The sequence below is a fragment of the Rhodovulum sp. HP10 genome (assembly GCF_047553435.1).
GTDB lineage: Bacteria > Pseudomonadota > Alphaproteobacteria > Rhodobacterales > Rhodobacteraceae > Rhodovulum.
On the sequence record NZ_CP180201.1, the window covers coordinates 159,288 to 182,782 of the forward strand.

The following is a 23,495-nucleotide window of genomic DNA, read 5'->3' on the forward strand; positions in this document are numbered from 1 at the left end:
CTCTCCTCGTCAATCCTCACCCGGCATCAGATACAGCACCGACAGCGGCGGCAGGGTCAGCTCGGCCGAGAATGGCAGCCCCTGATGCGCGCGCTCCCCGGCAAGAACGCCGCCCAGATTGCCCCTGTTGCCGCCGCCATAGATCGCCGCGTCGGTATTCATCACCTCGCGCCAGCGCCCGGGCCGCGGCAGCCCCAGCCGGAAGCCCGTCCGTTCCACCGGGGTGAGGTTCGCGACCACCGCCACCGGCGGATCGCCATCGAGCCCCTGCCGGAGCCAGGCATAGACGGACATGTCGGCCGCATTGGCCTCGACCCAGCGGAAGCCCTCGGGCTCGCAATCCCGCACATGGAGCGCGGGCGTCGCCCGGTAGAGCGTGTTGAGATCGCGCACCAGCCGCTGCATGCCGCCATGCCAGTCTGCGCCCAGCACGCCCCAGTCCAGCTCGCCTGCCCTGTCCCATTCGGCACGCTGGGCGAATTCCTGGCCCATGAACAGAAGCTTCTTGCCGGGATGGCCCCACATGAAACCGTAATAGGCGCGCAGGTTGGCGAATTTCTCCCAGTCGTTGCCCGGCATCTTCGCCAGCATCGAGCCCTTGCCATGCACGACTTCGTCATGGCTGATCGGCAGGATGAAATTCTCGGAGAAGGCATAGACCAGCCCGAAGGTCATCTGGTGGTGATGGTATCTCCGGTGCACGGGATCATGGGCGATATAGGACAGGGTGTCATTCATCCAGCCCATGTTCCACTTGTAGCCGAAGCCGAGCCCGCCGGCATCGACCGGCCGCGAGACGCCGGGAAAGGAGGTGCTTTCCTCGGCCGCGGTCAAAATGCCCGGCACCTCGCCATAGCAGAGCGCGTTCATCCGCTGCATCATCGCGATGGCTTCGAGATTCTCGCGCCCGCCATGCACGTTGGGGATCCACTCGCCCTCCTTGCGGGAATAGTCGCGGTAGAGCATCGAGGCCACCGCATCGACCCGAAGCCCGTCGACGTGATATTCCTCGAGCCAGTACAGCGCGTTCGAGTAGAGGAAATTGGCGACCTCGGTCCGGCCGTAATTGTAGATCAGGGTATTCCAGTCGTGATGGAAGCCCTCGCGCGGATCGGCATGTTCGTAGAGCGCGGTGCCGTCGAAGCGGATCAGCCCGTGGGCATCGCTGGGGAAATGCCCCGGCACCCAGTCGAGGATCACCCCCAGCCCCTTGCGATGCGCCGCATCGACCAGATCGCGGAATTCATGCGGCGGCCCGTGCCGCACGGTGGGCGCGAACAGCCCGACCGGCTGATAGCCCCAGGAGCCGTCGAAGGGATGTTCCGAGAGCGGCAGGAATTCGAGATGGGTGAAGCCCATGTCGGCGGCGTAATCGACCAGCTCCTCGGCGGCCTCCCGGTAGGAGAGCGGCCGGTTGCCCTCGGCGCCCCGCCGCCGCCAGGAGCCCAGATGCACCTCGTAGATCGAAATCGGCGCCGTCCGGGCATTGTTGCCCGCCCGGTAGCTCATCCAGGCATCGTCATGCCAGCCATAGCCCCGGATGTCGCGCACCACGCTTGCGGTCTTCGGCGGATGCTCGGCGCCGAACCCCACCGGATCGGCCTTGAGCGGCTGCATGCTGCCATCCGCCCCGAGGATCTCGTATTTGTAGCACTCGCCCTCGCCGATGCCGGGCAGGAAGATTTCCCAAACCCCGGTCGCGCCGCGCCGCCGCATCGGGTGCCGGCGCCCGTCCCAGGCATTGAACGGGCCCACGACCGAGACCCGGCGCGCATTCGGCGCCCAGACCGCGAAATGGGTGCCCGCCACGCCCTCATGGGTCCGGACATGGGCGCCCAGCACCTGCCAGATCCGCTGATGGGTGCCCTCGGCAAGCAGATATTCGTCCAGCTCGCCGATGACGGGGCCGAGGCGGTAGGGGTCGTCGAATTCCCAGGCATGGCCGGCACCATCGGTCGCGCGCAGGCGGTAGACATCCTTGCCGGGAACCGCGCCGGCGAACAGATCGGGCGCGTCGGCCCGGCGGGTCAGCGGATGGGCCTTGTCCCCGACCACCGCCTCGAGCGTCGCGGCCCCGGGAAGGAAGGCCGCCACGATCCGGTCGCGGCCGCTGCCATGCGGGCCGAGCACGGCGAATGGGTCGTCATGCCGGCCGGCCTGCAGCAAAAGCGCATCCTGGCGGGAGGGAAACGGATCCTTCGAGGCGGAGCGAGCGAAATTCATGCCCCGAAGCCTAAGCCCGCCAGATCCAAATGCAACGCCATCCTCACTCTGCCGCCAGCGGCACCGTGCCCCAGATCTCCTCCATGTAGCCCCGGATCGTGCGGTCCGACGAGAACCAGCCCGCGCGCGCGGTGTTGCAGGCCGCCATCCGGTGCCAGACCGCCGGATCGGCAAAGGCCGCCTCGGCCCGGCGCTGGGCGTCCCAATAGGCGGTGAAATCCGAGCAGACCAGGAAATAGTCCTGCCCGGTCAGATTTGCGACCACGCCGCGATAGCGGTGCCTGTCGGTGGGCGAGAAGGCGCCCTGGCTGATCGCCGTCAGCGCGCCGCCCAGCCGGGGATCGGCCTGAATCGCCTGGCGGGCGTGATCTTGAACCGCGCGCCGCGCCTCGACCTCCTGGGCGGTCATCCCGAACAGGAAGAAGTTGCGCGCGCCCACCCGGTCGCGGATCTCGACATTGGCGCCGTCGAGCGTGCCGATGGTCGGCGCCCCGTTCAGCGCGAATTTCATGTTGCCGGTGCCCGAGGCCTCCTTGCCCGCGGTCGAGATCTGCTCCGACAGGTCCGCGGCCGGGATCAGCCGCTCGGCGAGGCTGACATTGTAATTGGGCAGGAACAGCACCTTGAGATAGGGGCTGGTGACCGGATCGGCATTCAGCACCTCGGCCACGTCGTTGATCAGATGGATGATCTCCTTGGCGAAGACATAGCCCGGCGCGGCCTTGCCCGCGAAGATCTTGACCCGCGGCACCCAGCCCGCGCCCGGATTGGCCCGGATCTCCTGCCAGAGCGCAACCGCTTCGAGGATGTTCAGATGCTGGCGCTTGTATTCGTGGATGCGCTTGATCTGGACGTCGAACAGGGCCGCGGGATCGACCCGCACCCCCTGCTCGGCCGCCAGCCAGTCGGAGAAGTCTTCCTTGTTCCGGCGCTTGGCTTTGGCATAGGCGTCGAGAAAGCCGGGATCGGAGATCGAGGCCTCGAGCTGCCCGAGCTGTCCGAGATCGTCGACCCAGCCCTCGCCGATGGTGTCGGTGATCAGCCGGCTGAGGCGCGGGTTGGCCGACAGCAGCCAGCGCCGCGGCGTGACGCCATTGGTCTCGTTGACGATCCGGTCGGGATGCAGCCGGTGCAGCTCGGCGAAGACGGTTTCCTTCATCAGATCGGTATGGAGCGCCGAGACCCCGTTGACCTTGTGCGCCATGGTGAAGGCGATCTCGCCCATCTTCACCTCGCCATTCTCGCGCAGCGTGACCCGGCGGCCGGGCATCTCGGCGGCATGGGCCTCGTCGATCCGCTCGATCAGCTGCATGTGGCGCGGCAGCAGCCGGGTCATCAGATCCTCGGACCAGCGCTCCAGCGCCTCGGGCATCAGGGTGTGGTTGGTATAGCTGAGACAGCCCCGCGCGGTGGCGATGGCCTCGTCGAGCGCCATGCCGCGCTCGTCATGCAAAAGCCGCACCAGTTCCGGCCCGGCAATCGCCGGATGGGTGTCGTTAAGCTGGATCGCGGCCTTCTTCGGCAGATCGGCCAGCGCGCCGCCCTCTTCCTCGAACCGGCGCAGGATGTCGCGGAGCGACGCGGCGGTGAAGAAATATTCCTGCTTCAGCCGCAATTCCTTGCCCGGCCCGGTGGTGTCATCGGGATAAAGCACCCGGCTGATGGTGCGGGCCAGGGCCTCGGGTTCGGCCGCGGCCGCGTATTCGCCGCGATTGAAGCGCGCCAGATCGAAGCCGTGGAGCGGCTGCGCCGACCAGAGCCTGAGCGTATTGGCCCAGCGCCCCTTCCAGCCGATGATCGGCGTGTCGAAGGCCGCCGCGATCACCGCCTCGGCCCCGGTCCAGACCGCGCGCCCGTCCTTCCGCGTGACCTCTCCGCCGAAGCGGATCTCCTGGGCCACGTCGCGCCGCTCGAATTCCCAGGCATGGAACTGGCTCAGCCAGTCCTCGGGCTCCTCGACCTGGCGGCCGTCCTGGAAGGACTGCCGGAACAGTCCGTTCTCGTAGCGGATGCCATAGCCGAAAGCCGGGCAACCGATGGTCGCGAGCGATTCCATGAAACAGGCAGCCAGCCGCCCGAGCCCGCCATTGCCAAGCGCGGCATCGGGCTCGTTCTGGATCACCGCGTCGAAGTCCAGCCCCAGATCGGCCAGCGCGGTCCCGACCTGCTCTTCGAGGCGCAGGTTGACGATGGCGTCTTCCAGCAGGCGGCCGATCAGGAATTCCATCGACAGGTAATAGACCCGCTTGGGCCGGGCTGCCCGGGTCGCCCGATTGGCTGCGAACCATCGGTCGACCAGCCGGTCGCGTACCGCCAGTGACAACGCGATCCGCCAATCGTGCAGGGTGGCATGGTCGGGATCGGTGCCAAGCTCGTAGGCGAGATGGCGCAGGATGGAATCGCGCATATCGGCGGCGGTCAAGGAAGAGGCCTCCATCTTTGGAATTGTCGGAATGTGGTGCTGCCGCGATATGGAAGGAAAAGGGCCTCCGCTTCAAGCGAGAGTTCGTTCGGAAGCTTCAAATGCCCTGTTCCGCGCCAGGGCGGTCGGCCTGCGTCCCTTTTCCGGGCACTGTCCGAAACGCCCCAAAGCCCTGCCCGGCGCGGACCCGGCGCCGGATCGGGGCAGGAACGAAGCTGCCGGGCGCAAAGGCATCGCCCGGTGCCCCCCCCGGCTCTGCCGGAGAGGGGATGGCAGAGAGGGGTCGACACCGGCGGATCGCGGCCGGACAGGACGGCCTGCCCCGGTTACAGAGCTCCAGAATACACCTATATATTGTTTTCAATTAATAATTATCTATTTTTGATTGCCTTCCGCTGTGACACAGTCTGAGGCAAGGCGCAGCCGGGATCCGGTCATGTCCAGACCGGTCCTGGGGCGGATCGGACCAAGCCTTTCCGGCCGTCGGCCCGAACTGTGATATGCCGCGTTTCTCAGGTTTCTGACTCCAGTATCTGGCACCGCGTTTGGTGCCGTGTTTGGTTCTGCCGGCTGGCTCTCCGCCCGCCGGCCCCGACACTAATGCCCGCCGCATCGCTGCGGGCAGGCCGTATCCAGCAACCTCAGGACAGGCAGCATTCCCTTGACGCATTTCCCGAAACGCATCCTCGTCACCGGCGGCGCCGGGTTCATCGGCTCGCATCTGTGCAGGGCGCTGTTGGCCAGGGGCCATACGGTGACCTGACTCGACAATTTCTCGACCGGGCGCGAGAGCAATATCGCCGCCCTGCTCGGCCAGCCCGGTTTCACGCTCCTGCGCCATGACGCGGCGCGGCCGCTGGAACGCGATGTCGACGAGATCTACAATCTGGCCTGTCCCGCCTCGCCCGCCCAATACGGCCGCGATCCGGTCCAGACCGTCAAGACCTCGGTGATCGGCATATCGAACCTGCTCGAGCTTGCCCGGAAGGGCGGCGCGCGGCTCGTGCAATGCTCGACCTCCGAGGTCTATGGCGATCCGCAGGTCCATCCCCGGACCGAGGAATACCGGGGGCATGTCAACCCGATCGGGCCGCGAGCCTGCTATGACGAGGGCAAGCGCTGCGCCGAGACGCTGATCTTCGATTTCCGGCGGCGCTACGGTGTTTCGGTCAAGGTGGCGCGGCTGTTCAACGTCTACGGCCCCGGCATGAGCCCGGATGACGGCCGCGTGGTGTCGAATTTCGCGATGCAGGCGCCGACCGGCGCACCGCTTACCGTTTATGGCGACGGCAGCCAGACCCGCTCCTTCTGCTATGTCTCGGACATGGTCGAGGCGCTGATCCGGCTGATGGCGACACCGCCCGAGGTCACCGGGCCGCTCAACCTGGGCAATCCCGCCGAGATGCGGGTGCTCGACCTCGCCCGGACCGCGCAGAGGCTGACCGGCGCGCGCTCGTCGCTGGTGTTTCATCCGCTGCCCTGTGACGCCCCGTTACAGCGCAGACCCGACATCACCCGGGCCCGCGCGGTGCTGGGCTGGTCGCCCGCAATCGGGCTCGAGGCCGGGCTGCGCGCCACGCTGGCCCGTTTCGCGGCCGAGGGCCTTGCCCCTGCGCCGGATGCCCCCCCCGGTTCCGCATGCTCTTCCCGCCGCGCCTCTGGAAATCGGTCTGGCCATGGGCTGAGCGCAGTCGCCATGTGACGCCGCCCCAGCCCCAGCCCCAGCCCCGGCGCCCGTCCGGGACGTCCCGGGGGCTTTACGCAGGATGCGAAACAACGCCGATCACGGAACGCCGATCGTCCGGCAGACAGAAACGGGGCGACCGACCGTCGCCCCGGATCGCCAGAGTCCGGGCGGAATTCCTTAAAATTGACGCAAACATGCGATGATCTCGGGAGCAGTGACGCCGCCTCCTGCGGCCTTGCCGCCCTGCCGAGGACGACCGCATGCCCGCCGACCAGCCGCTCCGCCGCCCCGCCCTTGCCGCCGTCCTGCGGCTGGGACGGCGCCTGCCGCCGCGTTGCGTGTTCGAGACGCTCGCCGCGGCGGCCGCGCTGGCGATTCTGGTGAGTGCCATCGTTGTGCTCGCCTTCGACATCCAGGACCGCGAGGCCCACCTGCACGATATCACGGCCGAGACGGCGCAATCCCAGCTGACCCGTCTCGAGATCGAACATGCCGAGCTGCATACCGCGCTTTATCTGACGGAACGGGGGGGAATGCCGCTCGACCGGCTGCGGCACGATTTCGCCGATTTCAGCGCGCAGGTGAAGGCGGTGACCGAGACCGCCCCCTTCGGAGAGCTTTTGCGCCGTTCGGGGCTCGAAGGGCAGGCTGACCGCATCACCGATGCGCTGCGCGAGATGGCCAACGCCTTCGCCGGGTCCGACGCGCGCCTGCGGGCGCAGTTGCCCGAGCTGTCGCGGACCGTCGACGCGATCGAACCCGATGTGCGGCGCTATTCGGCCGCGGGCGCGGATCTGATGGTCGAGTCGCATCTGAACGGGCATGCCCATGTCGAGCGGCTCGAAACCCTGCTGGCGCTGATCGGTCTGGCGGTGATCGTGCTGCTGCTGGCGGGGGTGGCGGCGCTGGCCCGGCTGAACCACCGGATGCGAAGCCGCAGCCGCACGCTCCGCGCGACCACCTCGCGGCTGAATGCCGTCGTCACCACAGCGCTCGACGCGGTGATCGTGACCGACGAGGCCGGAACCGTGCTGGAATACAATACCGCCGCCGAAGCCATCTTCGGCTATGACCGTGACGAGGTGCTCGGCCGCCCGCTTGAAGAGACCCTGGTGCCCGCCGCGCTGCGGGCGGACCATCCGGAGGTCATGGCGCGCTATCGCGACGCGATCCGGCAGGGCAGAGACGCGACCGGCCGCTTCGAACTGCCCGCGCAGCGCAAATCGGGCGCCCGCTTTCCCGCGGAAATCTCGTTCGGCCCCGCCGTGACCGAGGAAGGGACGGTCTTAGTGACCTTCCTGCGCGACATCTCCGAGCGCAAGCGTGTCGAAACCGAACTGACCGCCGCCCGCGACCGGGCACTGGCCGGCGAGAAGGCCAAGGCGCGGCTGCTGGCGGTGATGAGCCACGAGATGCGCACACCGCTCAACGGGCTGCTCGGCACCATGGAGCTGTTGCAGCGCAGCGGTCTGGACGACGCCCAGCGCCAGTATCTCGACATCATGTCCTGCTCGGGCGAGATCCTGCTGCACCATGTCGAGGACGTGCTGGAAGTCTCGCGCATAGATGCCGGGCGCTCGGAAACCCGGATCACCGATTTCGACCTGCCCGCGAAGCTCAAGCGTCTGGTGGCGCTGCATCAGCCGCTGGCCGCCGAGCGCGACACCCGGCTCGGGCTCGAGATCGGTGCCGGTCTCGGCCCGGCCGGTCTCGGCATCGTAAGGGGCGACTCGCAGCGACTGCGTCAGATCGTGGTCAACCTGATCTCGAACGCGGTCAAGTTCACCCAGGGTGGCCGGGTCACGGTCTCGGCGATGCGCCCCGCGCGCGACATGGTCGAGATCCGGGTTGCCGATACCGGCATCGGCATCGCTCCCGAGGACCAGCCGCGGATCTTCGACGAGTTCTTCATCGCCGATGCGACCTACAAGCGCGAGACGGGCGGCACCGGGCTGGGACTGGCCATCGTCGCCCGTCAGGTGAAACTGCTCGGCGGCAGGATCGAGGTCTCCAGCGAACCGGGCCAGGGCAGCACCTTCACCGTGACCCTGCCGCTTCCCAGGGCCGCGGCGACCGCCGAGCCCGGCGCAACGCCCCAGGCCGCCCCTGCCCCGGAGCCGGCCCCGGCCCCGGTCCGACGTCTCGACGTGCTGGTGGTCGAGGACAACCGCGTGAACCGCTTCATCGCGCGGCGCCTGCTCGAAGGGCTCGGTCACCGCGTCACCGAGGCCGTCGACGGGCTCGACGGGGTCGAAGCCGCCGCCGCCCGGGCCTACGATGTCATCCTGATGGATATCAGCATGCCCCGTCTCGACGGGGTCGAGGCGGCCCGACGCATCCGCGCGACCAACGACTGCCCGCCCCGGATCGTGGCGATGACCGCCCATGCCCTTCCCGAGGATCTCGCCCGTTTCCGCGCCGCTGGGATGGCGGATGTGGCGTTGAAACCGGTCTCGGGCGCGCGGCTGACCGAGATTCTGGTCGACATACCGGGCAAGGCACCAGTCGAGCCGTCGAATGACGTTCCGGACATTCGGGCGGAGGACGAGACTGCCTCTGCCGCGGCGCTTTCAGGTCAGGGGTGGGGCAGCCAGGCCGAGCACCGCCGCAGCGCCGCTGGCTGACAGCGCCGAGCCGGCTGCCTGCGGCGGGCCCATATGTGCCCCGGGCCGAACCGGACAGGCCCGGGACCGGCCGGGGGCGTCTGCGCATCGAGACGGCCCGGGCTGCCCGTCGAACGAGGCTGATCCGGGAACAGCACCGCCCCTGCCGCTCAGGGCCCGGCACGCGACGCGTCAGGCGGGCCGGGCAACGCCCGCGCCGCCGGGTACTGTCCTATCGGCCGATCCGGGCAACAGAGCCCTGACCGCGTCCATCGACGGGGTCGCGGCCCGGCCGGAGGCGTTGGGACCCCGGCAGGAAAGGCCCGCCTGCCTTCACCGGCAGAGCCGGACCGGAGGTCGGAGCCGCCTGAGGGCCTACGCGCGCGCCCCACAGCGCTGTCGCCGGGGCCGCCCGGACGGGCCGCTCAGCCGCCCCCCGGGCCGGCCTCGTCGAACAGGTCGAGCTGTCTTGCGGCGGCGCCCTCCGTCCTGGGCACAAGCCCCGAAAGCGTGATCCCAAGCAGCCGCACCGGACGCGGAAAGGGATGAAGACCGGCCAGAAGCTGCCGTGCCACCTCCAGCATTTCATGGGTCTCTGTCAGCGGCCGGGACAGCGTGCGCCGCCGGGTGATCTGCACGAAATCCGTGAACCGGACCTTCAGCGTCACCGTCCGCCCCGCCAGCCCCTTCTCGGCGCAGGGGCCGGACAGCTTGGCCGCCAGCCGCTCCAGCACCTCGGCCGCGGCTTCCAGCGCGCTCAGATCCTGCGACAGCGTGGTCTCGGCCCCGATTGACTTGCGCGGCCGGTCGGGCCGGACGGGACGCGGATCGATCCCCCGCGAGATGGCATGGTAATGCGCGGCCGAGGACCCGAAATGCGCCTGCAGGAAGGCGAGGCTCCTTGCCCTCAGATCGGCCCCGCTGCGAATGCCGAGCCGGTGCATCTTCGCCTCGGTCACCGGCCCGACCCCGTGGAACCGTCCGACCGGCAGCCCGGCCACGAAGGCCCCGGCGCGGCGCGGCGGGATCACCGTCAGACCGTCGGGCTTGTTCTGATCCGAGGCGAGCTTGGCGAGAAACTTGTTGTAGCTTACCCCGGCCGAGGCGGTCAGCCCGGTCGTTGCATGGATCCGGGCCCGGATCTCTTCCGCGATCGCGCTGGCCGGCCGGCCGCCGGCGCAGGCAAGGCTGACGTCGAGATAGGCCTCGTCCAGCGACAGCGGCTCGACGAGCTCTGTATAATCCGCGAAAATCGCGTGAATCTCGGCCGAGATCCCGCGATAGACATCGAAACGGGGCGGCACGAAGATCAGCTCGGGACATTTGCGCAGCGCCGTCACCGACGGCATCGCCGAGCGCACCCCGAATTCCCGCGCCTCGTAACTCGCCGCCGCCACGACGCCGCGCGAGCGACCATGCCCGACCGCAACCGGCCGACCGCGAAGCTCGGGCCGGTCGCGCTGTTCGACCGAGGCGAAAAAGGCGTCCATGTCGACATGGAGGATGCGCCGCGGCGGGGCGCTCTCCGAAGCGTCCGGCCCCTGTCCGGCCCCCGCCACGCTCTGCCGGCTGTCGCCGCCACACATCCCGCCAACCTCCCGGAGCCCGCCGCATCGGCGCAGGGAACGAGAGGCGGCATGCCTGCCCGCCCATGCACAGCGCCCCGATCATAGCCCGTCGCAAGGCCGGTCTCAACGCCGCCTCCGGCCCGGACCGGTCGCGGCAACCGGGTCCGCCCAATGGGCAGTTCTCTTAACCGGATTTTGAAGAACTTCTCACTATAGAGGCAAAAGGACGTAAGGTCAGCCTGCTTCCCATTACCCCGGAGAGAAGTCATCGCCATGTTCGGACGGCCCAGGAAATCTGCAGCAGAGAAAGAGGCCCATGCGATCGCGGAAGTCTTCATGTCGGTGATCGACCGGACCCAGGCGACGATTCAATTCGCGCCGGACGGCACCATCCTGACCGCGAATGCCAATTTCCTCGATGTGCTCGGCTACACCCTGGATGAAGTCGTGGGCAAGCACCATTCGATGTTCGTCGATCCGGCCTATGTCAAGACCGAAGCCTATCTCAATTTCTGGAAGGCGCTGGCCGACGGCAAGTCGTTCACCGACCAGTTTCCACGCCTCCACAAGAATGGGCAGGTGGTCTGGATCCAGGCCACCTATGCAGCCCATGTCGACGAGACCGGCCGAACCACCCGGGTGCTCAAGATCGCCACCGACATCACCGAGCGTCAGCACGGGATCGAGGCCATCGCCAAAGGGCTCGAACATCTGCAGCAACGCGATCTGTCCCATCGCGTCCCGATCTCGAAACTCCCCGATCTCGCCATTCTCGGCAAGGCCTACAACACCGCCGTCGCGCAGCTGTCCTCCGCGATGTCGGCGGTCAAGTCCCTCTCGGGCAAGGTCGAACGCACCGCCAAGGAGGTTGGCGATGCCTCCTCGCATCTGTCCCAGCGCACCGAAACCCAGGCGGCGACGCTGGAACAGACCGCCGCCGCGATCGAGGAACTGACCGCAAGCGCCCGCTCGGCCGCGACATTGGCCAAGGAAGTCGAGGCATCGGCCAGCAACGCCCAGAATACCGCCGAGGCGGGCGGCAAGATCGTCGAGGACGCGGTCGGCGCGATGTCGAATATCGAAGCCTCCTCGCGCAAGATCGGCCAGATCCTGGGCGTCATCGACGATATCGCCTTCCAGACCAATCTGCTGGCCCTGAACGCCGGGGTCGAGGCGGCCCGTGCCGGCGATGCCGGCCGGGGCTTTGCCGTGGTCGCCTCCGAGGTGCGCGCCCTGGCCCAGCGTGCCAGCGACGCGGCCGGTGAAATCAAGGGGCTGGTCCATGAAAGCTCGGCAAGCGTCAAGCAGGGGGTCGGGCTGGTCAGCAGCGCGGGCGATCAGTTGCAGAAGATCATCTCGGCCGTGGCCGGAATTTACAGCCATATCGGCCAGATCGCGACAGGCGTCTCCGATCAGTCCTTCACCCTGAACGAGATCAATACCGGCGTCTCGCAGCTCGATACGGTCACCCAGCAGAACGCGGCCATGGTCGAGCAGTCGACCGCCGCCAGCCAGGTCCTCGCCAGCGACGCCCAGGATCTCGGCCGGCAGGTCGAGCTCTTCCATACCGAAGAGGACGGCTCCTCTCAGGGGCGCTTCGGTGCCTCCGGCCATCGTCAGAACCGGCCCGCCGCCTGAGCCCGGACCGCGTCCCGTCGAACAGTAACACCGTCATCCGCTCCTTCCATCGCACAGTCTCGGGACACGCGCCTTGCGAGCCTCGAGCGAGCTTGGCCTCACGGACCACGCGACGGGTGGCAGTGAGCCCCTCCTACCGCCCACTCCGTCATGCTTGCCAGGCTCGACCGAACCGGCCAGATTGAGGCGCACATTGTCGATCATGATGACGTCGCGATCCGGCCCCGGCTGAGCGAACTTGGTGAAGCCCCTGGCGAACATGCCCATGCCGGAGCAGCGGCCGCCCCGGTAGCAGAACAATCTGCGGCAGCCCATACATGGCGGGCGGGTCCTGCCGCTGTAACCCGTTTCAGGAAATGGACCCGATCTGACCCCGGCGGTCATACAGACGGGTCCTGCCTTGAAATTGCGGGTGTCTGGAGGATCAGAAGACAGTCCGGGCGACTGTTCTTCCGACAAACGGCCGAAGCCGCTCGATATGTGCCTCGCTCAACCAGAAAGGCCCGCTCCTTATGCCCCCCGCTGCCCAGGCAGCCTGGAACAGGCGGGCGACGCAGTCTCAAACAGGTTTATCGGTCCTGACCTCCGGCAGCCCTTGCCACTATCGCCCAAGCAAGAAGACCCACTCAGGCGGCACTGCCTTGCCCTGGCCGCAAGCCTCGGAAATCTGTCAGAGGGGGCGGCAGCCTCATGGCATGGCCGTTATCCGGGCGTCCGCAGCCCCTCCTCTCCGAGAGCTTCCGCGTCAGACCAGCCGCCCGGCCTCCAGATGCAGGGTCCGGTCCATGCGCGCGGCAAGATCGAGATTATGCGTGGCGATCAGGGCCGCAAGACCGGTGTCGCGCACCAGTTCCATGAGCGCCGAGAAAACGGTCTCGGAGGTCCCGGGATCGAGGTTGCCGGTCGGCTCGTCGGCCAGCAGGAGCCGCGGCCGGTTGCCCAGTGCCCGGCAGAAGGCCACGCGCTGCTGCTCGCCGCCCGACAGCGCGGCCGGCCGGTGCCCGGCGCGGGGCGCGATGCCGACCCGGGTCAGGAGATCCATCGCCCGCGCCTCGGCCGCCGCCCGCGACGTCCCGGCGGCGAGTTGCGGCAACAGGATGTTCTCGAGGGCCGTAAATTCCGGCAGCAGATGGTGAAACTGGTAGACGAAGCCGATATCGGCGCGGCGTGCCGCCGTCCGGCGGCGGTCGCTCTGGCCGGTCATGTCGGCCCCGGCGATCCGTACCGCCCCGCTATCGGGCGTGTCGAGCAGCCCCGCGATATGCAGGAGCGTCGATTTGCCAGCCCCCGACGGCGCGACCAGCGCCACCACCTCGCCGGGCACGACCCTCAGCGAGGCGCCCCGCAACACCATGACCTCTCCGGGCAGGCCCCGGTTGTAGCATTTCTCGACCGCCTCGAGGCTCAGCACGGGATCACTCATAGCGCAGCGCCTCGACCGGGTTCATCCGGGCCGCGCGGCGGGCCGGAAACAGGGTGATGACAAAGGACAGGCCCAGCGACAGGATCACCGCGGACAGCACATCCTTGAGTTCCAGCTTGGCGGGCAGATTGTAGATGCCCCGGATCGAGGGGTCCCAGACGCCCCCGCCCGCCACGTAATTCACGAAGGAGAAGATCGGATCGATATAGATCGCGAAGAGACAGCCCAGCACCACCCCGAAGGCGGTGCCGATCAGCCCGACCGAAGCGCCGCAGATGAAGAACACCCTGAGAATCGAGCCCTCGGACAGCCCCATGGTGCGCAGGATGCCGATGTCGCGGCCCTTGTTCTTGACCAGCATGATCAGCCCCGAGACGATGTTCATGGTCGCGATCAGAACGAGGATCGAGAGGATGATGAACATCACGTTATCCTCGACATCGAGCGCGCGCAGGAACGAGCCCGAGGCGTCGCGCCAGCTCCAGATCAGCGCCCGCTCGCCCGCCGCGCGCAGAAGCGCAGGCGTCAGGGCATCGACATGTTCGGGATCCGCGACCATCACCTCGAATTCATCGGCCACGCCCTCGCGGTTGAAATAGCTCTGGGCCTCGGCGAAGGGCATGTAGACCCGGGTGCGGTCGATATCGTAGCGCCCGGCGGTGAAGATATAGGTGACCTTGTAGGCGTTGACCCGGGGCGAGGTGCCGAAGGGCGTCTTGACCCCGTCGGGCGAGATCAGCCGGACCCGGTCGCCGATGCCGACCCCCAGCTCGCGCGCCACGCCCGAGCCGATGGCGATGCCCTCGCCGAACCGCTCGAGCGATCCCGCCCGCGCCTCTGGATGGGCGATGCGCGGGATCGTGGCCAGATCGGCGGGCGCGATGCCGAAGACCTCGACGCCCGCGGTGCCACCTGGGGCGGCCGCCATCACCTGGCCCTTGATCAGCGGTGCGACCCGGGTCACGCCGGGCACCGCGCGCAACTTCTCGGCGATGGGCTCGTAGTCAGAGATGGTCCGGCTGCGCACACCGGCGGCGTTGACCTCGCTTGCGGCATAGACCGTGACATGGGCATTGGCGCCGAGGATGGTGTCGACGAATTCCTCGCGAAAGCCCGAACGCACGGCCAGCGTCGCGATCAGCGCGAAGACCGCAAGCGTGATGCCCGCGAGGCTGATCCAGGTCATGGTACTGACCCCGCCCTCGGCCTTGCGGGCGCGCAGATAGCGCCAGGCGATCATCCATTCGAAACGGGAGAAGGGGACGGCGGTCATAGGATCTCCGGTCGCTGTGCCGGGCGCAAAGAGCAGGATTTGCGGATCGGGGTCAAGGGCAGGCCGGATCGCCCGCGCTTTCGTGAAGGCGGGACAGGCGGAGACCCTGGCGGGCCCGTTCGGGTCGAAGACGCGTTCTGACCCCGCCAGCAATCAGGCCAGACCGTCGATGCCAATGCGAGCCGGTGCATCCGAAGCGCCGCGCGTGATTCCGAAAATTGCGTCCTGTGATTGCGGCCACGGTCGGCTGGACGCCATCCCGCAGGAGCCGAGCCCCCTTTCACGGATCGGGCGGCGCTGCGCGGAAGACCGGCGAGATCGGGGGATGAACGGCGAGCCGACAGCGCCCCCTTGCCGGGGCGGGCGCTCGAGGCCAACGGCCTTCCCCTGTGCGCCTGTCTGCCAATGAAGGCCATCCCTTGGTACGATGACCCGGCCAGCCGGCCCGCGCGGCTTCTGAAGAAAGCGCTGTCCATGACCCAAGCCTCATGATGGACGCGAGCGAGACTCTGGGCCTGCGTCTCGGGCGACAGGTCCCGGCAAAGCGCGCGGTATCTGGACCTGCCGGACCGCGTCGAGATCCGGAAACTGCCTCATCCGGGGCGTGTCCGAGGCACAAGAACAACTGATCGCAGGCGTCGCGCTGCGCTGATACGGCCCCTGCGGCCACCACACCGAACCAAAGACAGGAAATTGTATTTATTTTACAATCATTGATTTTGCCCGAACAGGCTTCGCCGCTGACAAGACTGTCGGGTTGCGCCGTCGGCGCAGGGATGGATCGAAAGCGATATTGCGACCGAACTCCGGCTTCAACGGTCTTTCAAGACCGATACCCGCTTCGATCCCGCAAACCATCGCCCGCCTCGCGAAGCGAACAGACCACCAGCGCACCAATCCGCGCGTCCGGGCCCCGGGGGCACATATGAAGGCCGGCGCGCACGGTATCCGCGCCGGCTTTCATCTCGACAATCCGGGCGCTGCCCCAGCCCCCTGGCCTGCCGTTCAGAGCCAGGTATGGAAGCTCGATTTTGCCATCGGCTCCCAATGCGAGCCGGTGCGGTGGGGCGCGTAGATCTCGGCGACCCGGGCGATGGCGGCCTCGGGGCTCATCTCCTCGCTTTCGCCGGTCCGGCGCGAGGTCAGCTCGACCACGCCGGTCTTGAGCCCGCGCGGGCCGACGGTGATCCGCCAGGGCAGGCCGATCAGGTCCATGGTAGCGAATTTGGCGCCGGCGCGTTCCTCGCGGTCGTCGTAAAGCGGCTCGAGCCCCTTGTCGCTCAGCGCCTGGTAGAGCCCCTTGCAGGCGGCATCGGCCTCGGCATCGCCCTGCTTGAGATTGACGATGCCGCAATGGAAGGGCGTCACGCCTTCGGGCCAGATGATGCCCCTGTCATCATGATTGGCCTCGATCAGCGCGCCGACCAGACGCGACACGCCGATGCCGTGGCTGCCCATATGGACCGGCACCCGCTCGCCCTTGTCATTGACGACGGTGGCGCCCATCGGCTCGGAATACTTGGTGCCGAAATAGAAGATCTGGCCGACCTCGATCCCGCGCGAGGTCTTGCGGCGGTCCTCGGGGATGGCGCTGTAAAGCGCCTCGTCATGGGTCTCGTCGGTGCGGGCATAGGGCGTGGTCCATTCCGTCACGATCTGCGCGCATTCGGCACGGTCGTCGTAATCGACCTGGCGGTCGCCGAAGGTCAGATCGAGAATGGCCTTGTCATAGAAGACCTCGGATTCGCCGGTCTCGGCGAGCACCAGGAATTCATGGGTGTCGTCGCCGCCGATCGGCCCGCTATCGGCCCGCATCGGCAGCGCCTTCAGGCCCATCCGTTCATAGGTGCGCAGATAGCTGACCATGTGCCGGTTATAGGCATGGATCGCGCTGTCACGGTCGATGTCGAAATTGTAGCCGTCCTTCATGTAGAATTCGCGGCCCCGCATCACCCCGAAGCGCGGACGGACCTCGTCGCGGAACTTCCACTGGATGTGATAAAGCGTCAGCGGCAGATCCTTGTAGCTGGCCACATGCGCGCGGAAGATGTCGGTGATCATCTCCTCGTTGGTGGGCCCGTACAGCATGTCGCGGCCATGGCGGTCGGTGATCCGCAGCATCTCGGGACCATAGGCGTCGTAGCGCCCGCTCTCGCGCCACAGATCGGCCGATTGCAGGGTCGGCATCAGCATCGGGATATGGCCCGCGCGGATCTGTTCCTCGTGGACGATGGCCTCGATCCTCTTGAGCACCTTGAAGCCCAGCGGCAGCCAGGAATAGATCCCCGCCGCCTGCTGGCGGATCATGCCCGCGCGCAGCATGAAGCGGTGGCTGGCGATCTGGGCTTCGGAAGGGGTCTCCTTCAGGACGGGCAGGAAATAGCGGGACAGGCGCATTTTCGGATCGGGCCTCGTGAATTGACGTCCCTGCCCTCCTATGTCATCGCGAACGACCAGACAAGCGCCGCCCTTGCGCGGAGCCCCGGTCTGGGCCAATACGGAATGCAACCGATACGGGAGAGAACGCATGGGCTTGCCGGTCCGGGCGCAGGCAAAATACTGGGGTATCGCGGCAGCGGTGATCATTCTGATCCTGATGCTGCTGGGCGATGTGATGATGCCCTTCCTGGTGGGGATGGCGGTGGCCTATTTCCTGGATCCGGTCGCCGACCGGCTGGAGCGGGCAGGCCTGTCGCGGGTGGGCGCGACGGTGACGATCACGCTTTGCGCGCTGGTGATCTTCGTGCTGGGCGCGCTCCTGGTGCTGCCGACGCTGATCGAGCAGGCGGTGGCGCTGGCCAATACCGCACCCGATATCGCGGGCCATCTCCATGCCTTCCTGACCGAACGCTTCCCGTCCCTGGCCGATAACGGCTCGACCATCCGCAAGACCCTGACCGGCATCGGCGAGGCGATACAGGCCAAGGGCGGCGAGCTTCTGAACGGGGTGCTGACCTCGGTCGTGGGCATCGTCGATCTGGTCGTGCTGATCGTGCTGGTGCCGGTCATCACCTTCTATCTGCTGATGGACTGGGACCGGATGGTGGCCGAGGTCGACAAGCTGTTGCCGCGCGACCATGCGCCGGTGATCCGTCGCCTGGCGGGCGAGGTCGACCGGACGCTGGCGGGCTTCATCCGCGGCCAGGGCACGGTCTGCCTGATCCTGGGCGTGTTCTATGCGGTGGCGCTGGGCCTTCTGGGGCTGAATTACGGGCTGATCGTGGGCTTCGTCGCCGGGATGATCTCGTTCATTCCCTATGTCGGCGCGGTGGTGGGCGGCACGCTGGCGCTGGGGCTGGCGCTGTTCCAGTTCTGGGGCGAGTGGTGGATGATCGCGATTGCGGGCGGCATCTTCCTTGCCGGCCAGCAGATCGAGGGCCATGTACTGACGCCGAAACTGGTCGGCGGCTCGGTCGGGCTGCATCCGGTCTGGCTGATCTTCGCGCTGTCGGCCTTCGGATCTCTGTTCGGCTTCGTCGGCCTGCTGGCGGCGGTCCCGGTGGCGGCCTCGCTGGGGGTGCTCACCCGCTTCTTCATCGCGCAATACAAGGACAGCCGGCTTTATCGCGGCACCTCGGGCCAGACCGGACCGGAGACGGCCCCCGCCTTCGAAAGTGCCGCCTGCGAAGGTCCCGCCTCCGACGAGGATAGTGCCTGAGATGGCCCGGCAACTCGCCTTTGACCTTCCCGTGCGGCCCGCCCGCGGCCGGGCCGCCTTTTTCGTCGCCCCCGCCAATGCGCTTGCGGTGCAGCAGATCGAGGCCTGGCAGGACTGGCCCGCGCGCAAGCTTGTGCTGATCGGTTCCGAGGGCTCGGGCAAGACCCATCTCGTGCATGTCTGGGCCGATCTCGCCGCGGCCGAGGTGATCCATGCCCGCGACCTGCCCCAGGCCGAGCTGCCGGCGCTGGCCGCCCATGGCGCGGTCGCCGTCGAGGATGCCGACCGGATCGCGGGCCGGATGCCGGCCGAGGATGCCTTGTTCCATCTGCACAACCTGCTGGCCGCCGAGGGCGGGACGCTGCTGATGACCGCCCGCCGCGCGCCGCTCGAATGGGGGCTGCATCTGCCCGATCTCGCAAGCCGGGTGCAGGCCGCCGCAACCGCCCATCTCACGCCGCCCGACGACGCGCTGCTGGCCGCGGTGCTGGTCAAGCTGTTCTCGGACCGCCAGATCGCCGTCGGCCCCGAACTCATCGACTATCTCGTCGGGCGCATGGAACGCTCTTTCGCGGCAGCGGCCGAAACCGTGGCCGCGATCGACCGCGAGGCCCTGGCCAGCGGCCGCAAGCCCGGTCTTCGCCTCGCCCGCGAAGTGCTGGACAATGGCTCGGGGCCGCGCGATTAGATGTCATCCTTCCTTCACAGTGATCGCCCATAAGCGCCGCCATGACCCAAGCCGATTTCCTGGTTGCCCCGTTTCCGGATGCCGTCGAGATCCCCGAACCGCAACGGCTCGGCCCGAAGCGGTTCCATAATCGCGAGCTGTCCTGGCTCGGCTTCAACTGGCGCGTTCTCGAAGAGGCCTCCAATCCGCGGGTGCCGCTGCTCGAGCGGGTGCGCTTCCTGTCGATCTCGGCGACCAATCTCGATGAATTCTACACCGTGCGGGTGGCCGGTCTGCGCGAGCTGGCCAGGAAGGGCAGCATCGTGCCGGCTGCCGACGGCCTGACACCGGCCGAGCAACTGGTGCTGATCGACCGCGACGCCCGCAAGCTCTTGCAATCGCAACAGACCGCCTGGAACAGGCTCCGGCGCGAGATGGAGGATGCGGGCATCCACATCCTCACCCGCGCGCGGCTGACCGCGGCCGACCGCGCCCATCTCGAGGAATATTTTCTGCAGAAGGTGTTTCCGGTGCTCTCGCCGCTGGCGATCGACCCGGCCCACCCCTTCCCCTTCATTCCTAATACCGGCTTCTGCCTGGCGCTACAGCTTGAACGCGAGCGGGACGGCCACCCGCTGCAGGCGCTGCTGCCGATCCCGCATCAGATCCAGCGATTCGTGCGGCTGCCGGCCGAGGACGGGCAACAGCGCTTCCTGCCTATGGAAGAGCTGCTGCTGGTGCATCTGGGCTCGCTCTTCCCGGGCTATCGCGAGGTCGGAAGCTGCACCTTCCGGGTGCTGCGCGACAGCGATCTCGAGGTCGAGGACGAGGCCGAGGACCTGGTGCGCGAATTCGAGGTCGCGCTGAAACGCCGCCGCCGCGGCGAGGTGGTGCGCATGAAGCTGTCGGCGGGCGCGCCCGAACGGCTGCGCTCGGTCATCATCCGCGAGCTGCACATCACCGAGGAAGAGGTGATCGAGGTGCGCGGCATCATCGGCGTGGCCGATCTGAAGGAACTAGTGATCGACGAGCGCCCCGACCTCTTGTGGCCGCCCTTCACGCCGCGTGTGCCCGAACGCGTCCAGGACCATGACGGCGACATGTTCGCCGCGATCCGGCAGAAGGACATGCTGCTGCATCACCCCTACGAGACCTTCGACATGGTGGTGCGCTTCCTGCAGCAGGCGGCGCGCGACCCGGATGTGGTGGCGATCAAGCAGACGCTCTACCGGACCTCGAAGAATTCGCCCATCGTCGAGGCGCTGTGCGAGGCGGCCGAGGACGGCAAGTCGGTCACCGCGCTGGTCGAGCTGAAGGCCCGCTTCGACGAGGCCGCGAACATCCGCCAGTCGCGCCGGCTGGAGCGCTCGGGCGCGCATGTGATCTACGGCTTCATCAACTACAAGACCCATGCCAAGATCAGCACCGTGGTACGGCGCGAGGGCGATCAGCTGGTGACCTATACCCATTACGGCACCGGCAACTACCACCCGATCACCGCCCGGATCTATACCGACCTGTCACTGTTCACCTGCGATCCGGCGCTGGGACGCGACGCGACCAAGGTCTTCAACTATGTCGGCGGCTATGCCGAGCCTGCGCATCTGGAGAACCTGTCGATCTCGCCGCTGTCGCTGAAATCGACGCTGATGCAGCGGATCGCCGAAGAGACCGAGCATGCCCGCAACGGGCGGCCCGCCCATATCTGGGCCAAGATGAATTCGCTGATCGAATCCGACGTGATCGACGCGCTTTACGCGGCCTCGAATGCCGGCGTGAAGATCGAGCTGGTGGTGCGCGGCATCTGCGGCATCCGGCCCGGCATCAAGGGCCTGTCCGAGAACATCCGGGTCAAGTCGATCATCGGCCGCTTTCTCGAGCATTCGCGCATCGTCTGCTTCGGCAACGGCCATGGCCTGCCCTCGCCCGATGCCCGCGTCTACATCTCGTCGGCAGACTGGATGGGCCGCAACCTCAACCGCCGGGTCGAGACACTGGTCGAATGCACGAACCCCACGGTGAAGGCGCAGATCACCGACCAGATCATGACCGCCAATCTCGCCGACGAGGCGCAAAGCTGGGTGATGCAGCCCAATGGCAGCTTCCTGCGCGCCGAGGCCGGACCGAACGCCTTCAACTGCCACCGTTTCTTCATGGAGAATGCGTCGCTTTCGGGCCGGGGCTCGGCCGGGGCCGGCGATGTGCGGCAGCTTGCGAAGGTCAAGGATTGACCGCGACTTCGGAAGTTTGGCATTGTCCCCGCGCACGCCGCAGGAAAGGCTCTTCATGGACGGACAGGCCGAGGATCGCCCCAATGCATGGGATCCTTTCGGGCGACCTCTGTTCGGCGGACCGGAAGCGCGCGCGCTTTCGCGCGTCGGCGTGGTCGATATCGGATCGAACTCTGTCAGGATGGTGGTCTTCGACGGCGCTGCGCGCAGTCCGGCCTATTTCTTCAACGAAAAGGTCATGTGCGCGCTCGGCGCGGGCCTGAGCGAAACCAACCGCCTGTCGCCCGAGGGGCGTGTCCGGGCACTGGCCGCGCTGCGCCGCTTTGCCCTTCTGGCCGAGGCGATGGATGCCACCCCGCTCAGCGTGGTCGCCACCGCGGCGATGCGCGATGCCGAGGACGGGCCCGAATTCCGCGCCGAGATCGAGCGCGAGACCGGGCTGAGCCCGCTGGTGATCGACGGCACGGAAGAGGCACGCCTGTCGGCGCAGGGCGTGCTGCTGGGCTGGCCCGGGGCCGAAGGCATCGTCTGCGATATCGGCGGCTCCTCGATGGAGCTGGCCGAACTCAGGAGCGGCACGGTCGGCGCGCGCGGCACCGCGCCGCTGGGACCGCTCAAGCTGCGCGACCTCCCCGGCGACAGGAAGGATCTGGAGCGCTACATCGCCCGGGAAATCGAAGACCTCGCCGCCGCGATGCCGGTCGCGCCCCCCCGGCTCTATCTCGTCGGGGGCTCGTGGCGCGCCATCGCCCGGCTCGACATGGAGCGGCGCGGCTATCCGCTGACCGTGCTTCACGAATATCGCATGACCCAGGCCTCGCTGTCGGACACCATCGACTGGATCGCCGCCTCGGATCCGGACGCGCTGCGCCAGAGGACCGGGACCTCGGCCGACCGCATGGCGCTGGTGCCCTATGCCGGGCAGGTGCTCAGGAAGCTCGTCGCGCATCTGCGCCCCTGCGAGATCGCGGTCTCGAGCTATGGCATTCGCGAAGGGCTTCTTTACGAGCAGATGCCCGAGGATCTGCGCGCCCGGGACCCGCTGATCGAGGCCTGCCGCTTCGCCGAGCAAAGCTCGGCCCGCCAGCCCGGTTTCGGCAGCCGGCTTTACAATTTCATCCTGCCGCTCTTCGGCGATGCCGGTCCCGACAAGCGGCGGCTGATCCGCGCGGCCTGCCTGCTGCATGACACCGCCTGGCGCGCGCATCCCGATTACCGCCACGAGATCTGTTTCGATATCGCCACACAGGCCAATCTGGGCGGGCTGGAACACTGGGAGCGGGTCTTCCTCGGCGTCTCGCTGCTGCATCGCTACAAAAACAGCCGCGCGGGCAGCCGGTTCGAGCCGCTCTTCTCGCTGCTCGACGCCTCCCAGATGCGCCAGGCCGAAGTGCTGGGCAAGGCGATGCGCTTCGGCGCGATGTTCTCGCTGCATGCCCCTGACAGCCTGGCCGAGCTGCGCCACTACCCCCGGAAAAAGCAACTGGAACTGATCCTTGCCGAGCCGGCAGTGCCGCTGTTCGGCGAGGTCGCTCAGGCGCGCTTCGCCTCGCTTGCCAAGGCGCTCGGGGTCGAGACCAGTATGCGGGTCCGAGACGACTGAAGGGGCGCGGGGCGCATCAGGGCCGCCGGATGACGCCGCGGCCCAGTCTCAGGAAGACCGCCGGCAGGCCAAGGCCGGCCGCCGGATCAGGCCTGCTGCCCTCGGGACGGCCGCTCAGATCTCGATCTCGGCCCCGGGCCGTGCCTCGGGCTCGGACAGCGGCGGCGCATCGGGCTTGCGGCGGATGATGATGTCGCCATTGGGCAGGCGCTCGGGCAGCTCATAGGCATCGAGATCGTCGATCAGTTCCATCAGCCGGGTCAGCGCGGGCTTTGCCGTCTCGGCGAAGTCGCGCAGCCGCGGCTCGAGCTCGTCGCCGAGCCCCTTGAGAAACATCTGCATCCCCTCGCCGAGCAGGCCTAGCCCCTCGCTCATGCCACTCTCGCCGTCGGCCCCTCCCCTGTCCTGGGCAAGGACAGGCGAGGCGCTCAGCAGAAGCGCCAGAAGCGGAACCAAGGCAAGCCTGTGTCTCATGCGCTCAATATAGGCCCGCGATGCG

General features: G+C 67.4%; 13 protein-coding genes and 1 pseudogene. 7 read left to right on the forward strand and 7 right to left on the reverse strand.

Going from position 1 to position 23,495, the window contains the following annotated elements; all coding sequences use genetic code 11:
• Window positions 1–9: 9 nt before the first annotated feature.
• Both glgB and ACK8CO_RS00755 read right to left on the reverse strand, forming a co-directional pair.
• Window positions 10–2,223, reverse strand: coding sequence for a 1,4-alpha-glucan branching protein GlgB (gene glgB / locus ACK8CO_RS00750; protein WP_414897801.1), 2,214 nt, complete (start codon window positions 2,221–2,223; stop codon window positions 10–12).
• Between the two features lie 43 nt (window positions 2,224–2,266).
• Window positions 2,267–4,660 (reverse strand): glycogen/starch/alpha-glucan phosphorylase, encoded by a 2,394-nt coding sequence (locus ACK8CO_RS00755; RefSeq protein WP_414897802.1) that lies wholly within the window; start codon window positions 4,658–4,660, stop codon window positions 2,267–2,269.
• A 640-nt stretch (window positions 4,661–5,300) separates the two neighbouring features.
• Here ACK8CO_RS00755 and ACK8CO_RS00760 point away from each other — a divergent pair.
• Both ACK8CO_RS00760 and ACK8CO_RS00765 read left to right on the forward strand, forming a co-directional pair.
• A pseudogene (locus tag ACK8CO_RS00760) lies at window positions 5,301–6,347 on the forward strand (UDP-glucuronic acid decarboxylase family protein).
• Window positions 6,348–6,592: 245 nt separating this feature from the next.
• Window positions 6,593–8,956, forward strand: a complete 2,364-nt coding sequence (locus tag ACK8CO_RS00765) for an ATP-binding protein (RefSeq protein ID WP_414897803.1) — start codon at window positions 6,593–6,595, stop codon at window positions 8,954–8,956.
• Window positions 8,957–9,360: 404 nt separating this feature from the next.
• On the opposite strand, the gene dinB is transcribed toward ACK8CO_RS00765, so the two are convergent.
• A complete protein-coding gene (gene dinB, locus ACK8CO_RS00770) occupies window positions 9,361–10,521 on the reverse strand; it encodes a DNA polymerase IV (RefSeq protein ID WP_414897804.1) in 1,161 nt (386 codons plus the stop codon).
• Between the two features lie 255 nt (window positions 10,522–10,776).
• On the opposite strand from dinB, the gene ACK8CO_RS00775 reads away from it, so the two are divergent.
• Window positions 10,777–12,141 carry a methyl-accepting chemotaxis protein gene (locus ACK8CO_RS00775; protein WP_414897805.1) on the forward strand — a complete coding sequence of 455 codons (1,365 nt, stop codon included), beginning with the start codon at window positions 10,777–10,779 and terminating at the stop codon, window positions 12,139–12,141.
• Between the two features lie 745 nt (window positions 12,142–12,886).
• Here the strand turns inward: ACK8CO_RS00775 and ACK8CO_RS00780 are convergent.
• The 3 genes from ACK8CO_RS00780 to proS form a co-directional block, all read right to left on the reverse strand.
• A complete protein-coding gene (locus ACK8CO_RS00780) occupies window positions 12,887–13,564 on the reverse strand; it encodes an ABC transporter ATP-binding protein (protein ID WP_414897806.1) in 678 nt (225 codons plus the stop codon).
• The gene (locus ACK8CO_RS00785; RefSeq protein WP_414897807.1) at window positions 13,557–14,837 is read right to left on the reverse strand and encodes a lipoprotein-releasing ABC transporter permease subunit; all 1,281 of its coding nucleotides are present in this window, start codon (window positions 14,835–14,837) and stop codon (window positions 13,557–13,559) included. Before ACK8CO_RS00785 ends, ACK8CO_RS00780 begins: the two co-directional genes overlap by 8 nt.
• A gap of 1,005 nt (window positions 14,838–15,842) precedes the next feature.
• Window positions 15,843–17,234 carry a proline--tRNA ligase gene (proS, locus tag ACK8CO_RS00790; protein ID WP_414897808.1) on the reverse strand — a complete coding sequence of 464 codons (1,392 nt, stop codon included), beginning with the start codon at window positions 17,232–17,234 and terminating at the stop codon, window positions 15,843–15,845.
• 130 nt (window positions 17,235–17,364) lie between these two features.
• Here proS and ACK8CO_RS00795 point away from each other — a divergent pair, with 130 nt between their 5' ends.
• From ACK8CO_RS00795 to ACK8CO_RS00810, 4 genes are read left to right on the forward strand one after another with little or no spacing between them, the layout of a single operon-like run.
• Complete coding sequence (locus ACK8CO_RS00795) at window positions 17,365–18,495, forward strand: AI-2E family transporter (RefSeq protein WP_414897809.1); 1,131 nt, start codon at window positions 17,365–17,367, stop codon at window positions 18,493–18,495.
• 1 nt (window position 18,496) lies between these two features.
• Complete coding sequence (locus tag ACK8CO_RS00800; protein WP_414897810.1) at window positions 18,497–19,183, forward strand: chromosomal replication initiator DnaA; 687 nt, start codon at window positions 18,497–18,499, stop codon at window positions 19,181–19,183.
• Between the two features lie 41 nt (window positions 19,184–19,224).
• Window positions 19,225–21,393: an RNA degradosome polyphosphate kinase gene (locus ACK8CO_RS00805; RefSeq protein ID WP_414897811.1), complete on the forward strand. Its 2,169-nt coding sequence runs from the start codon at window positions 19,225–19,227 to the stop codon at window positions 21,391–21,393.
• Window positions 21,394–21,448: 55 nt separating this feature from the next.
• Complete coding sequence (locus tag ACK8CO_RS00810) at window positions 21,449–22,996, forward strand: Ppx/GppA family phosphatase (RefSeq protein ID WP_414897812.1); 1,548 nt, start codon at window positions 21,449–21,451, stop codon at window positions 22,994–22,996.
• 114 nt (window positions 22,997–23,110) lie between these two features.
• Here the strand turns inward: ACK8CO_RS00810 and ACK8CO_RS00815 are convergent, their stop codons facing one another.
• Window positions 23,111–23,470, reverse strand: a complete 360-nt coding sequence (locus ACK8CO_RS00815; RefSeq protein WP_080616257.1) for a hypothetical protein — start codon at window positions 23,468–23,470, stop codon at window positions 23,111–23,113.
• Window positions 23,471–23,495: the final 25 nt, after the last annotated feature.

Bases quoted from the DNA above. Each gene is read 5' to 3' on its own strand.
- ACK8CO_RS00780 (WP_414897806.1), bottom strand. From the start codon at position 13,564: ATGAGTGATCCCGTGCTGAGCCTCGAGGCGGTCGAGAAATGCTACAAC.
- ACK8CO_RS00785 (WP_414897807.1), bottom strand. From the start codon at position 14,837: ATGACCGCCGTCCCCTTCTCCCGTTTCGAATGGATGATCGCCTGGCGC.
- ACK8CO_RS00805 (WP_414897811.1), top strand. From the start codon at position 19,225: ATGACCCAAGCCGATTTCCTGGTTGCCCCGTTTCCGGATGCCGTCGAG.
- ACK8CO_RS00815 (WP_080616257.1), bottom strand. From the start codon at position 23,470: ATGAGACACAGGCTTGCCTTGGTTCCGCTTCTGGCGCTTCTGCTGAGC.
- ACK8CO_RS00810 (WP_414897812.1), top strand. From the start codon at position 21,449: ATGGACGGACAGGCCGAGGATCGCCCCAATGCATGGGATCCTTTCGGG.
- dinB (WP_414897804.1), bottom strand. From the start codon at position 10,521: ATGTGTGGCGGCGACAGCCGGCAGAGCGTGGCGGGGGCCGGACAGGGG.
- ACK8CO_RS00765 (WP_414897803.1), top strand. From the start codon at position 6,593: ATGCCCGCCGACCAGCCGCTCCGCCGCCCCGCCCTTGCCGCCGTCCTG.
- ACK8CO_RS00775 (WP_414897805.1), top strand. From the start codon at position 10,777: ATGTTCGGACGGCCCAGGAAATCTGCAGCAGAGAAAGAGGCCCATGCG.
- glgB (WP_414897801.1), bottom strand. From the start codon at position 2,223: ATGAATTTCGCTCGCTCCGCCTCGAAGGATCCGTTTCCCTCCCGCCAG.
- ACK8CO_RS00755 (WP_414897802.1), bottom strand. From the start codon at position 4,660: ATGGAGGCCTCTTCCTTGACCGCCGCCGATATGCGCGATTCCATCCTG.
- proS (WP_414897808.1), bottom strand. From the start codon at position 17,234: ATGCGCCTGTCCCGCTATTTCCTGCCCGTCCTGAAGGAGACCCCTTCC.
- ACK8CO_RS00795 (WP_414897809.1), top strand. From the start codon at position 17,365: ATGGGCTTGCCGGTCCGGGCGCAGGCAAAATACTGGGGTATCGCGGCA.
- ACK8CO_RS00800 (WP_414897810.1), top strand. From the start codon at position 18,497: ATGGCCCGGCAACTCGCCTTTGACCTTCCCGTGCGGCCCGCCCGCGGC.